This is a genomic window from Nocardiopsis trehalosi NBRC 14201 (genome assembly GCF_001552555.1).
In the GTDB taxonomy this organism is placed as follows: Bacteria; Actinomycetota; Actinomycetes; order Streptosporangiales; family Streptosporangiaceae; genus Nocardiopsis_B; species Nocardiopsis_B trehalosi.
This window is the reverse complement of record NZ_BCRK01000058.1, coordinates 19283-30817: the sequence shown is the minus strand read 5'-3', so window position 1 is coordinate 30817 and position 11535 is coordinate 19283. Positions and strand designations below refer to the sequence as shown.

The window sequence follows — 11535 nt, the reverse complement described above, 5'->3', positions numbered from 1 at the left end:
TGGCGACCTGCGGGTGCCCGTCGCCGCCGTCTACCCGCCCCGCCGCGCCACCGACATGGCCCGCGCCGCCCGCCACCTGCGCGCGCGGGGCGCCTTGGTGCTCGTGGTCGGCTGACGTCCGCACCGTCCCCCACCGCGCGGCCGCGCCATGACAGGGCGGCCCATTTCAGGGCGGAACGGAAAGGTGACGGTGTTCCCAGGAACGCCGAGGGCTGATCGACCACGTTCGCTACGTCCACGACCGTGGCGGGCGGGAGTGCCTGGTGGCCTCGGCCGACGACCGCTTCGCCGAGGTCGCGGCCTTCGGGCACTTGGAGGTACTGGTGCGCCCTGGCCAGCCGGCAGCCGCCCGGCTGGCCAAGGCCGCTCCCGCCCTGGCGCGGCCGCGCCGCTGGGGCTCGCCGCGCTGCCGATAGAAGTCACGGCACCGGTACAGCAGATGCAGCGCGTTGGCCGCAGGCGCGAACGGCCAGCGCCGCCACCGCGAACAGCCCGCCGGTGAGGTACATGGTGTGGCGGCCCGCCGCGCATCGGGGGCAGTGGCCCTCCTCGGGGGCCGAGGCCTGGATCGCCCTCTGGCCGGCACCGCTGACGGCGACGAGCACGGCGGCCAGGGCCAGCACGGCCCCGCCGACCATGGCCGCCCACAGCAGCGGGCTGGTGTCGGACGGGGCGGCCGCGGTCGGGGCGCCCTGCAGGGCATGGGTGAAGGAGCCGGCCCCCGCCCCGGGAGTGGTCGTGGCACCGGCGAGGACGGGCATAGACGCCTCCAAGCGGCAGAACGGGCGTCCTGGCGCGCTCCCGTCACCAGGTCCACGGTCGCGGGTGGGCGGTGGCCCGCATCGGAGGCGGCGGCCATAGCGTCGGCAGGCTTCCGCTGTTCGACGGGTTTCTTCTCCGCCGCAGGCGCCGGTGAGCGGGGGCTACGCACCGCACCGAGTCGTGGCCGTCATTCCCGTGCCATCCGCACGACCGCGCTGCCATCGGCCACGTAGGGCACCTCGATGGCGACGTCGTTGTAGGCGAACCCGCCTCCGGGCGCGATGGTGGACTCCGCTGCCAGGCCTGAGGGCGTGGCGAGCAGGAAATGCACCTGCTCACCGGTGGTCGAGTCGACCGTCAGCGTGGCCGGTCCCAGCTCCGATTCGATCTCGAACTCCGCCGGTGGGCTCACCTCCACCTCGCATTCGCCGTCGGAGCAGGCGGACAGGTCCGTGCCGTCGGTCGGAGTGACCGGTGACGGCGAAGGCGAAGGCGATGGGGAGGCGGAGGCGGAAGGCGAGGGAGAGGCGGTGGGCGAGGTCTCGACCCCCGGGCCTTCCGGCGGTGCGCCGCAGCCGACCAAAGGCACAGTGGTCAGGAGGGCGGCGACGGCGATCGGGCGAATGGACACAAGGTCTCCTGTGGGGTGGGGAATGCCTGGGTATCGCTGGTCAGAGCGTGAAGCCGGTGCCGTCGCGGGCTCCCGCCCGCGCGCCCGCCTCGGTGCGGCCCTCATCGTTGTCGGACGGCGTCGACAGGGCGCCGATGAGCCCGTTGCGGAGGATGGACGTGGGCAGGTCCCACTCGGTCGGCAGCGCTGCGTCGAGGTCCGTGGCATCGAGCGTGCGAGCGGGCCACACCAGATGCGCGCCGCAGACGGCCAGTGCCGACACCACGGCCACCACGCCGGCGATCAGCGCGTGATGTCGCGCCACTCGTCACCATGCCCGTCACCGAATCCACTCCTCCTCCCTCATGGCAGGGACAGCCAGGATTCCGGGTGAGGGCCGCCGAGGGACGGGGTTCGCCCCACGTCCATGGATTTGTGACCGCATGTGGCCGTTTCGATTCATTGGGTGGTCGACGTGGGTCGGCGGGCGGTCGCGGGCGGGGAGGCCTGCCCGGGTGCCCCCGTCGCCGGGCGTTGCGGACGGGCGTCCCGGCCGTCCGGCCTGGCCGCCCTGATCGAGGGTGGCGGTCACGGACTCGACCGGATCCGCCGGGGCGCGGGGCCGGTACATCCCCGGGGGGAGGCGGGGGCCGCGACTACCTCCGGGGGGAGTACGGCGGGCGCGCCGCCGGACGGACGCCCGGCGCGGTTCCGTGTTCCTAACCTGGCGCCGCCCACGCATCCGCGGGCGTCCGCACGCCGCGGCCGCCCGCACCCGCACCCTGGAGGCGCATATGCGCATCGCCCTCACCGTCGTCCTCGGCGTCATCGGCGGGTTCCTCGCCGGTTTCGTGATCGCCGAGGTCATCGGTATCGCGTCCCTGCTCGCGCTCGGCGAACCGGTCGGCATCCCCTACCTGTCGATCGGCGCCGCGGTGGTCGGCGCCGTCGTCGCCCCGCTGGTGTACCGGAGGGTGCGCCGGTCGCGCCGCGTCGAGTGACGGCGAGCCTGGTTCCGGACGGCCACGCCCGCCGCCACTGTCCCGGTGCGGCCCCGCTGTCACTCCACCGGCCGCCGCTCTGCCCGCCGCCCGCCGCCCGTCAACGGCGGGCCGCACGCGTGCGGCGGCGGGCAGAGCGGCGGCCGGTGCCGGGTGGGCCCGTGATGGCGGCCGATCGGTGGGGTAGCCTCCCCGCGACGTACGACGGGCGGTGCCCGTACCCCAGGGAGGCCCCATGCTCGACCTCGCCGCGCTGCGCGCCGACACCCCCGGGTGCCGCGACGGCGTCTTCCTCGACAGCGCCGGTTCGTCGCTGCCGCCCGGCCCCGTGCTGGAGGAGGTCATCGGCCACCTGCGGCGCGAGGCCGAGGTCGGCGGCTACCGCGCCGCCCAGGAGCGCGCCGACGACCTGGAGGCGGGGTACCGGGTCTTCGCCGACCTCCTCGGCTGCGACCCGGAGGACGTGGCGTTCACCGACAGCGCCACCCGCTCCTGGCTGTCCCTGGTCGACGCGGTGCCGATCGGCCCCGGCGACCGGGTGCTCATCGGCGAGGCCGAATACGGAGCCAACGCCGTCGCCCTGCTCCGCCTGGCCGAGCACAACGGCGCCACCGTCGACACGGTCCCCTCCGACGCCGACGGAGCGCTGTCGGTCGCCGCGCTGCGGGCCGCGCTCGACGAGCGGGTCCGGCTCGTGTCCCTGGTGCACGCCCCCACCAACAGCGGGCTGGTCAACCCGGTCCGCGAGGTGGTCGACGCCGCCCACGAGGCCGGCGCCCTGGTCCTGCTCGACGCCTGCCAGAGCGTCGGCCAGCTCCCCGTGCGCATGGACGCGACGGGGGTCGACATGCTCTCGGGCACCGGCCGCAAGTGGTTGCGCGGCCCCCGGGGCACCGGGTTCCTCGCGGTGCGCCGCGCGGCCGCCGAGCGCCTGCGGCCCCGGCTGGTCGACCACTCCGGCGCCCCCTGGGAGTCGCCCGGCACCTACCGGCTGCGCTCCGACGCCCGGGTCCACCAGCTGTGGGAGTACGGGGTCGCCGAGCGGCTGGGCCTCATCGCCGCCGCGCGCTACGCCCTCGGCCTCGGGGAGGAGGAGATCGCGGCCGCCGTGGCCGACCGGGCCACCCGGTTGCGGGCCGGCCTCGCCGCGCTCCCCGGGGTCACCGTCCACGACATCGGCCGCGAACACAGCGGGATCGTCACCTTCACCCGCGACGGTGTGCCCGCCGAGGCGACGGTGGCGGAACTGCGCGAACGGCGGGTCACCGTAACCGCCAGCACGGCGGGCTCCACCCGCATCGACATGGCGCGGCGCGGCCTGGACGGCGTGGTCCGCGCGTCGCCGCACTACTTCGTGTCGCCCGACGACGTCGACCGCGCCCTCGCGGCGGTGGCCGCGACCGCCGGCTGACGCACCGCGCCGGCGGCCGCCCGGCGCCCGCCCCGGGGATCAGCCGCCGTGGACGGCGCGGTTCCCCGGGGCGGCCGCGCGGGCCTCCGCCAGTTCCCGCCGCAACCCGACCACCTCGACCCGCAGTTCGGCCACCAGCCGGTTGAGGGCCTGGATCGACACCAGGGCGACCCCGTGCGCGTCGACCGCGGAGATCGTGGTGTCGTCGTCGCCCAGGCCGAACGCGGCGTGGAAGTCCTGCGCCATCGGACCGAGGTGGCGCACGTGCGCGGGTTCGCTGTCGTAGCGCCAGGTCGAGACGGGCAGGCGGGCCACCCGGTCGAGGACGTCGAAGCCGTTCACGTTGCCCACGTGGAAGGGCTCGGGGGCGGTGGCCGCCCCCGCATCGGGGCGGCTCGCGGTGTGGCGGGCCACGGGTCAGCGGCTCCAGTCGACGGCGGTCACGTCGCTCTTGACACTCCGGTCGCTCAGGAGCTGGCCGAGCGGCGTGCCGGTCAACAGGTCGTTGAGGATGTCGGCCTGGGCGGGGGCGGCGGTCGCCGCCGTCCCGGCCACGGCCGCGACGAGGGCGGCGAAGAACGCGGAGACGCGGTGGCGTAGGCGCATGGGTGGTACCTCCGGACGAGACGGATGCGACCCGATGGTCGCAGAGTGCAACCATGAGGCTACTCCAGGTGTTTCAAAGGTCATGGAGACGCGCCGTGCACCCCCGTGTTCCGCCTCACCTGCGGCGATCGTCCGCCACGGTCCGCCACCGCATCCGGCGCCGGCGCCGGATGCGGCACCGCCACCCGCACCGGAGCGCCGGGCCGGGTCCGACGCCCGCGCGGCCCCGGGGGGCCGCCGACGGCGGTCCCCCGTATGCCGCCGCCGCGCGAGCCGCACGGTCACCGAAACGGGGGGAGCGCGCTGCCGGGTGGCGGGTCTCCGTGAGGAGGGGGTGCGGACGGTCAGGCGGTCCGCGTGGGGCCCACCCCTGCCGACGGCCTCGGCTCGGGGTATTCGGGGTATCCACCCGGGGCGCGGCGCAGGGAGCCGGGGGTGCGGCCGAACCGCTCGCGGAACGCCAGGTGCAGACCCGTCGCCGACCCGTACCCCACGCGTGCGGCCACCGCTTCCAGCGGCAGCGGGGTGGTGGACACCAGCCGCGCCGCCTCCTGGAGGCGCCGCGCCGCCAGGTGCCGCATGGGCGGCTCACCCACCAGTTCGCGGAAGGCCGCCGCGAACGCCGACCGCGACATGCCCGCGTGCGCGGCCAGCGCCGCCAGCGTCCACGGCTCCGCGAACCGCCGGTGCACCGCCGCCAGCGCCCGCCCCACACCCGGGTGGCGCAGCGCCACCAGCAGCGGGGCGTCGGCCCCCTCCGCCGCCAGCGCCACGCGCAGCGCCAGGACGTACACCATCTCGAACCCGCGCAGGGCCACCAGCCGGCCCCCCGGGCGGTCGGCGGCGGCCTCCTCGGCGAGCCGCTCCAGCGTCCCGCCCAGCAGCGGCTCGGCGGCCACCTCGGAGTGGCGCACGACCAGCACCGGCGGCAACGCCCGGTACAACGGTGCGGCCGCCGCCGCGTCGTAGTGCAGGCCGCCGCACAGCAGCACCGTTGCGGCACCCGCCCCGCCGAGCCCGACCGTGCGGGCCCCGCCCGGAGCCCGGCCGGGCAGCACCTCGGCCAGGGGCACCCCGCGCCGGCCCGGCCGGTCGGCGATCCGGTGCGCCGTGCCGTGCGGGAAGACCGCGAGGTCGCCCGCTCCCAGCATGACCGGGTCGCGGCCCGGCAGCTCCACCGCGCACGCCCCCTCCCGCACGTAGTGCAGGATCGCCCCGTCCTCGCGCTCGCCGTCGACCGCCCACGGGGCGCGGGCGTGCCAGCGGCTGTGGAACACGCCGCGCAGGCGCAGCGGCTCCAACAGGCCGTCCAGCAGGTCTCCGCCCTCGTCCATGGACGCTCCTTATGTCGACGCGGACGTGGACTCATGGATCTTACGGCCGTTGCCGCCCAGACTGGGCCCCGTGCCGGAACTCCCACGCCCCGCACGGGGCCATGGGGGTCCGCGTCCGACCGAATCAGCACGCGAGGAGACGTCGATGCGCCACACGTTCTCGTCGGCCGGGGCCGGCACCTCGGCCAGGGCGCCGAGGACCACGGGTGCGTCGCCGGTGGTCCGCGTCGTCCACCCGGTGGTGGCGGGCCCGCCGACGCCGGGCCCGCCGACGTCTGCGATCCGCGGCGCGCCGCGCCCGCGCCGATGCCGGCCCGCGCCCGACCCAGGGGGTGCGCCACGGGTTTCTCCCGGGGCGACACCACCGCTTCGGCCAGTGGAGGCACCCGCCGCTGCCGCCACGCACAACGACGCGGCAACGCGTGCGCGGCGTCGGCGACGGGGCGCTCCGGAGGCCCGGTCGGCCGTGCGCCACCGGCCACCGCAGGCGAGCGGCGATCAACCGCCCCGTGCGCCATGCGGTCCTCGGCCATGCGCCACGTGCCCCTTCCGGGGGCGATGCCATCGCGTCGGCCTGCGGAGCCCTCCGCAGTCGTCTCCGCGCACAGCGACGTGTGTGCGGATCTCCGTCGGCGACGAAGCGCTCCGGGGGCCGACCGTGCGCCACCGGCCACCGCAGGCGAGCTACCACGACCCGACCACACCCCCCGGCCCCCGGGCCGCCTGAGAACCCACGGAGTCCCCATGACCACACCGCCACCCCAGCACCACGTGGTGCTGGGAGCCGGAGGCGCGCAGGGCGCCGCCGTCGCCCGCCGCCTGCGCGCCGACGGCCACCGGGTCACCGGTGTCACCCGCTCGGCCGACCGGCCGCTGCCCGAGGGTGTCACCCGCCGCACCGCCGACCTGCCACGGGGCGCGGCCGCCGCGTTCGACGGCGCCACCCACGCCACCGCGGTCCTGCCCCTGGTCTACGACGAGCGCCGGATGGCCGCCATCGCCGACGCCGTGGCCGACGCCGCGGCGTCGGCCCGGCTCCGCCGCCTGGTGGTGGTCACGGGCACCCGCGTCCCGTCCCGCCCCACCGGAGTGGCGGCGTTCGACACCCGGCGTGCGGCCGTCGACCGGCTGCTCGGGTCGGGCGTGCCCACGGTCGTCCTGCGCCCACCGCTGTACCTGGAGAACCTGCGCGCACCGGGCGTCGCCGGACCGCTCGCCGCCGAGGACGTCCTGCGCTACCCGCTGCCGCCGGACGCGCCGGTGCCCTGGCTCGCCCACGCCGACCTGGCGGCCGCCGTGGCGGCCGCCCTGCACCGACCCGGGATCGCGGGCGCGGCCTTCGACATCGGCGGCCGCGACCTGCTCACCGGCCCCGGACTGGCCGACGCCTTCGGCGCGGTCCTCGGCCGCACGGTGGCCTACCGCGCCCAGGACCCCGACGCGTTCCGGTCGGCCCTCGCGCCCGTCCTCGGCGCCGAGGCCGCGGCGGGAGTAGCCGCGACCTACCACTGGGCCCACGCCCACCCCGACCACCTCGCGTCCGACCCTGAGCCCGCCGCGCGGGCGCTGGGAGTGGAGCCCATGGGCGTCCGCGACTGGATCGCGGCCCAACGGTGGGACCGCGCCGGAGCGCAGCGGTGAACCCGGGCGAGCCCAGCGCCACGGGCGCCCCGGCCGCGCCGGAGGACGCCGGTGCGGCCGAGGTCCACCGCCACCACCGCGTCCTCGCGGACTGGCTCACCGGGGCGGCGCCCCGCACCCCGGCGGCCTTCGCCGCGTTCGCCGACGCCCACGGCCCCGCCTTCACCCTCGTGAGCCCCGACGGCCGCACCCTGGACCGCGCGGCGGTCCTCGCCGCGGTCGCGGACGCCCACGCGACCGCGCCCGGGCTGCGCATCACCATCGCCGACGCCCGCACGGTGGCGGACTCCGGCGGGGTGCTGGTCGTCGCCTACCGGGAGCGCCACGACGGTGCCGGGCCGACCGTCGAGCGGACGGCCACCGCCGTGCTGCTGGACACCGGAGGGGCGCTCGCCTGGCACCGCCTGCACGAGACCTGGACCGCCCGCTGACCGCGGATCGTCGCTGGTGGGACGCCGCCGGGCCCGTCGAGCGGCGGCAGGTAGGCCCGCGCCGGGGGGAGTAGCGGCTCCGGCCCCGGTCGCCGGTGCCCGGGCACCGACCGCGAGGGCGTGCTCACCGGGATGCCGGTCGTCTCGGGACGGCAGGGGCGGCCGGGGCGGCCCGGCCGTGGCGCCGCAGGGGGCACACCCGGAGACCGATCGCGACCGGCCCGGCGTCGAAGCCGCCCACGCGGCCGCCTCGGGGTGTCGCCCGGGGCCCGCCGCACTGCTCCCTTCGATACATGCCCGCACACCGGGGGGAACGCTTTCCCGGTGCTACGTTGAAGCCGTCCCCAGCTTGCCGCCAGTGAAGGTGTGGAAGACGCGATGCGCGCTGTTGTCGTGAACACCCCGGGTCCCGTCGAGGCGCTGGAGGTCGCCGAGACACCCGATCCCGCCCCCGGTGCGGGCGAGATCGCGGTCGACGTCGCGTACGCGGGCGTCGGCTTCGTCGACACCCTCTTCCGGGCGGGAGCCTTCGACTTCCCGACCCCGTTCGTCCCGGGCATCGAGGTGACCGGCCGGGTGCGCGCCCTCGGGGAGGGCGTCACCGGGTTCGCGGTCGGCCAGCCGGTCGCCGCGCTGCTCAACGACTTCGGCCGCGCGGCCCGCGCGGGCGGGTACGCCGAGATCGCCGTCGCCCATTCCACCATGGCGGTGCCCGTCCCCGAGGGGGCCGACCTCGCGCGCGTCACCGCCGCGCTGGTCAACGGGGTGACCGCGTGGATCGCCCTGCACGACCTGGCGCGCCTCGGCGTGCGCGACGACGTGCTGGTCTTGGGTGCCACGGGCGGTCTCGGCGGCACCGTGTGCCGGATCGCCGCGGTCCATCCGGCACGCCGCGTCATCGGCGTGGTCGGCGGCGAGGCGCGGCGCGCGGCCGCCCCCGCCGCCTGCACCGACGTCGTCACCGCCGACGGCCTGACCGACGCCGTCTCCGCCATCACCGGCGGCCGGGGCGTCGACGTGGTGGTCGACGCCGTGGGCGGCGACCTGCGCACCGCGGCCTTCGACGGCCTCGCGCCGTTCGGGCGGCTGCTGGTGCTCGGCAACGCGAGCGGGGTCGACGCCTCGCTGTCGGGCGACGCGGCGTGGCTGAACAGCCGGCAGGTCATCGGCCTCAACGTCGGCGGTACCGCCCACCTGGTGCCGGAGCGGGTCGCGACGGCCGCGGCCGCCGTGGTCGACCTCGTCCACCGGGGTGTGCTGGCCGAGCCCGCCCCGCACGTGCTCCCGCTCGACCGCGCCGGCGAGGCCCACGCCGCCCTGGAGAAGCGCACCGCCCCGGCCAAGACGGTCCTCGCCGTCGGCACCCCGACCTGACCCCGCTGCCGCCGCCCGCCTCCCGCCTGTCCGCTGTGCCAGGCGGCGGGTAGCGGGGTGTGGGAAGGCGATCGCCGCTCGCGGAGCGGGCCCGCCGGCGGGCCGGCCGCGCCGCGCACGGGACCGGCGCGTTGGCATCGGTGCCCGGACGCGGGTTCCGCACGATGGGCCCGCGCGCCGTGCCGGGGCCAGCCGGCATCGCGCGGCCGGCCCCCACCGAGGGTTCCGCGCCCTGCCCCGGATGGGGAACGCTCCCGTGGGCGGGCGGGCGAGCGGGCGAGCGGGTGCGGTCGGGCCGGTTGGGGCAAGGCGGTGCCGCTGCGCCCCGGGGGCAGAGTGTTACTCTGGAGCGGTGCTCCGGAAGGGTGTCGATACACGCGCGGCCATCGTTCGGGCCGCCCTTGACCTCGCTGCGGGGGGCGACTGGGCGGCGACCTCCCTCCAGGCCGTGCGGCAGCGTGCGGGGGTCAGCAACGGCAGCCTGTTCCACCACTTCCCGACCCGGCGCGACCTCACGTCGGCGGTCGCCGCCGAGGCGCTGGCCGAACTCCGCGCCTGGCTCACCGCCGAACTCGCCGACGACGCCCGGCTGGGGGTCACCGGGGTCGTCCGCCGCCACCTCGCCTGGGTGCAGGGCAACCCGGCGGTCGCCCGCCTGCTCCTGACCGCGCCCCCCGCCGACCCGCCGCCGCCCTCGGCCGGGACCTCCACCGGCGACCGGTTCGCCGCGGCCGTCGCCGACTGGCTGCGCGCCCACGGCTGGACCGGCCGCCCCGACATCGACGTCGTCCTCGCGTTGTGGACCGGCCCCACCCGGGAGTACGCGCGGCGGTGGCTCGCGTCGCCCTCCGGGCCACCGGTGACGGAGGCCGCCGACGCCCTCGCCGAGGGCGCCTGGGCGGCCGTCCGCCCGCTGCTCGGCCCGGACCGACCGGGGGGACCGCCCGGACGGCCGTGACCGCCCGGCCCACAAGAGGAGTCGCCCGTACGGCTCCCACCCTGTCCGCCGTGACCGGCAGGCGGCGAGGCGCGGACCGTCCACAGGGGCGCGATCGGACTGGCGCGGGCACCCCTGCTGCGGGTTGACGTGAAGTAGGGGTCCCCCCGGGCGCGATGCCCTCCGCCATCGCCGCGTCGATGGCATCGCCATGCCCGCATCCCGTCCCGCTTCGTTGATCTTGACGTCGTCGGGGCCTGTGCGGCCCGAAGCCGGAGCCCCGCAGTGCGGCCGCCACCCGATCACGGCCGCCGCCCGCCGGAGCCGGAGCCGCATCGGACCATTAGGGTTCGCCGGATGAGACCCGAGATGCTGGACAAGCTGAACCGCGTCCGCGAGGGCGCGCTCGCGCGCGGCGTCCCCGCCGCCGAGGTCGAGCGGTGGCTGGCGGCCGCCCGCCCGTGCGCGACCCTGGCGGTCAACGCGGACGGGCCGGTGGTGGGCCGCATCGGCGGCCCGGTGCTGCACCCGGCCGGTACCCCGCGTCCCCGGGAGGTGCTGGAGCCGATCGCGACCCTGGACCTCGGCGCGCTGCCCGAGGACGCGACGGGCCTTCCGCTGCCCCGCACCGGTCGGCTGCACCTGCTCGCGGCCTACAACTCCGAGGACTGGGACGCCTTCGGCACGGCGGTGTACCTCCCGGCGGACGCGCCCATCCAGGAGCACCCCTTCGACCACGAGGCGCGGCACGCCACCTGGGAGGGGCTGACCGCGCCCCTGGAGGGGGAGCTGCGCCTGGCCTACGACGTCTCCCTGCCGGACAACGAGGTGCTCTACGACCCCGCCGAGCACCCGCACGCCGAGGAGCTGCGCGCCGCCTGGTCGGAGGTGCGGTACGCGGACTGGTGCCGTCTCGACGGCATGCGCCTCCAGATCGGCGGATACTCCACGGACTCCTACGGCGAGGACGACCCCATCACGGCGGCCGCGAGGGCGGCGGCGCGCGCGGCGGGGGAGCCGGAGGGGCCGCGCGCCAGCCCGTGGGAGCGGCCGCGCCCCGAGGACTGGGCGCTGCTCGCCCAGTGGAGCGGGTCGATCGGCGGCTTCGTCTACTGGCTGATGGCCCGGCGGGACGCGGCGGCGGGGCGCTTCGACCGGAACATGGTCCTCGGCTTCTTCGAAGGCCCCTGACCGGACCGCACGCCCCGCGAACGGAACGTCCGCCGCCGGCACCCCGCACCCGGTGACGGCGCGCGCGAGCGACGGCGGGCGGATCGTGGCCGGGGCACCGGCGGTCCGGCCCGGTCCCCGAGCGCGGCGCTTCCCCGGCGGCTGCGGCGGCACGGTCGAGTCCGGCGCGGGGGAGCGGTGTCCGCCCGTCCTCGGCGCGCCGCCGGTGGAACCCGCCGAGGCCGACGGTGGTCCGGC

General features: G+C 77.3%; 13 protein-coding genes. 7 read left to right on the top strand and 6 right to left on the bottom strand.

Annotated elements, in window-relative coordinates:
- Window positions 1-419: 419 nt before the first annotated feature.
- The 3 genes from NT8_RS12910 to NT8_RS12900 form a co-directional block, all read right to left on the bottom strand.
- Window positions 420-761: a hypothetical protein gene (locus NT8_RS12910; RefSeq protein ID WP_067968291.1), complete on the bottom strand. Its 342-nt coding sequence runs from the start codon at window positions 759-761 to the stop codon at window positions 420-422.
- Between the two features lie 188 nt (window positions 762-949).
- Window positions 950-1174, bottom strand: a complete 225-nt coding sequence (locus NT8_RS29330; protein WP_157515744.1) for a hypothetical protein — start codon at window positions 1172-1174, stop codon at window positions 950-952.
- Between the two features lie 259 nt (window positions 1175-1433).
- Window positions 1434-1697: a hypothetical protein gene (locus tag NT8_RS12900; protein ID WP_067968285.1), complete on the bottom strand. Its 264-nt coding sequence runs from the start codon at window positions 1695-1697 to the stop codon at window positions 1434-1436.
- A gap of 469 nt (window positions 1698-2166) precedes the next feature.
- On the opposite strand from NT8_RS12900, the gene NT8_RS12895 reads away from it, so the two are divergent.
- Both NT8_RS12895 and NT8_RS12890 read left to right on the top strand, forming a co-directional pair.
- Complete coding sequence (locus NT8_RS12895) at window positions 2167-2373, top strand: DUF5957 family protein (RefSeq protein WP_067968283.1); 207 nt, start codon at window positions 2167-2169, stop codon at window positions 2371-2373.
- A 235-nt stretch (window positions 2374-2608) separates the two neighbouring features.
- Window positions 2609-3784, top strand: a complete 1176-nt coding sequence (locus NT8_RS12890; protein WP_067968280.1) for an aminotransferase class V-fold PLP-dependent enzyme — start codon at window positions 2609-2611, stop codon at window positions 3782-3784.
- Between the two features lie 39 nt (window positions 3785-3823).
- On the opposite strand, the gene NT8_RS31265 is transcribed toward NT8_RS12890, so the two are convergent.
- From NT8_RS31265 to NT8_RS12875, 3 genes are all read right to left on the bottom strand, one after another.
- Window positions 3824-4198: a tail fiber domain-containing protein gene (locus NT8_RS31265; RefSeq protein WP_067968277.1), complete on the bottom strand. Its 375-nt coding sequence runs from the start codon at window positions 4196-4198 to the stop codon at window positions 3824-3826.
- Between the two features lie 3 nt (window positions 4199-4201).
- Window positions 4202-4390 carry a hypothetical protein gene (locus tag NT8_RS12880; RefSeq protein ID WP_067968274.1) on the bottom strand — a complete coding sequence of 63 codons (189 nt, stop codon included), beginning with the start codon at window positions 4388-4390 and terminating at the stop codon, window positions 4202-4204.
- 344 nt (window positions 4391-4734) lie between these two features.
- Window positions 4735-5724 carry an AraC family transcriptional regulator gene (locus NT8_RS12875; RefSeq protein WP_084468890.1) on the bottom strand — a complete coding sequence of 330 codons (990 nt, stop codon included), beginning with the start codon at window positions 5722-5724 and terminating at the stop codon, window positions 4735-4737.
- 744 nt (window positions 5725-6468) lie between these two features.
- Here NT8_RS12875 and NT8_RS12870 point away from each other — a divergent pair.
- The 5 genes from NT8_RS12870 (at window position 6469) to NT8_RS12850 (ending at window position 11298) form a co-directional block, all read left to right on the top strand.
- Window positions 6469-7365 carry an SDR family oxidoreductase gene (locus NT8_RS12870; RefSeq protein ID WP_067968272.1) on the top strand — a complete coding sequence of 299 codons (897 nt, stop codon included), beginning with the start codon at window positions 6469-6471 and terminating at the stop codon, window positions 7363-7365.
- A complete protein-coding gene (locus NT8_RS12865; RefSeq protein ID WP_067968269.1) occupies window positions 7362-7796 on the top strand; it encodes a DUF4440 domain-containing protein in 435 nt (144 codons plus the stop codon). The genes NT8_RS12870 and NT8_RS12865 overlap by 4 nt, the downstream gene beginning before the upstream one ends.
- Before the next feature lie 378 nt (window positions 7797-8174).
- On the top strand, window positions 8175-9170 hold the full coding sequence (locus tag NT8_RS12860) for a quinone oxidoreductase family protein (protein WP_084468888.1): 996 nt from the start codon (window positions 8175-8177) through the stop codon (window positions 9168-9170).
- A 241-nt stretch (window positions 9171-9411) separates the two neighbouring features.
- Window positions 9412-10128, top strand: coding sequence for a TetR/AcrR family transcriptional regulator (locus tag NT8_RS12855; protein ID WP_084468887.1), 717 nt, complete (start codon window positions 9412-9414; stop codon window positions 10126-10128).
- A gap of 336 nt (window positions 10129-10464) precedes the next feature.
- Window positions 10465-11298 carry a DUF1963 domain-containing protein gene (locus tag NT8_RS12850; protein WP_157515740.1) on the top strand — a complete coding sequence of 278 codons (834 nt, stop codon included), beginning with the start codon at window positions 10465-10467 and terminating at the stop codon, window positions 11296-11298.
- Window positions 11299-11535: the final 237 nt, after the last annotated feature.

Bases quoted from the DNA above. Each gene is read 5' to 3' on its own strand.
- NT8_RS12850 (WP_157515740.1), top strand. From the start codon at position 10,465: ATGAGACCCGAGATGCTGGACAAGCTGAACCGCGTCCGCGAGGGCGCG.
- NT8_RS12880 (WP_067968274.1), bottom strand. From the start codon at position 4,390: ATGCGCCTACGCCACCGCGTCTCCGCGTTCTTCGCCGCCCTCGTCGCG.
- NT8_RS12855 (WP_084468887.1), top strand. From the start codon at position 9,412: ATGGGGAACGCTCCCGTGGGCGGGCGGGCGAGCGGGCGAGCGGGTGCG.
- NT8_RS12890 (WP_067968280.1), top strand. From the start codon at position 2,609: ATGCTCGACCTCGCCGCGCTGCGCGCCGACACCCCCGGGTGCCGCGAC.
- NT8_RS12910 (WP_067968291.1), bottom strand. From the start codon at position 761: ATGCCCGTCCTCGCCGGTGCCACGACCACTCCCGGGGCGGGGGCCGGC.
- NT8_RS12875 (WP_084468890.1), bottom strand. From the start codon at position 5,724: ATGGACGAGGGCGGAGACCTGCTGGACGGCCTGTTGGAGCCGCTGCGC.
- NT8_RS12895 (WP_067968283.1), top strand. From the start codon at position 2,167: ATGCGCATCGCCCTCACCGTCGTCCTCGGCGTCATCGGCGGGTTCCTC.
- NT8_RS12870 (WP_067968272.1), top strand. From the start codon at position 6,469: ATGACCACACCGCCACCCCAGCACCACGTGGTGCTGGGAGCCGGAGGC.
- NT8_RS12860 (WP_084468888.1), top strand. From the start codon at position 8,175: ATGCGCGCTGTTGTCGTGAACACCCCGGGTCCCGTCGAGGCGCTGGAG.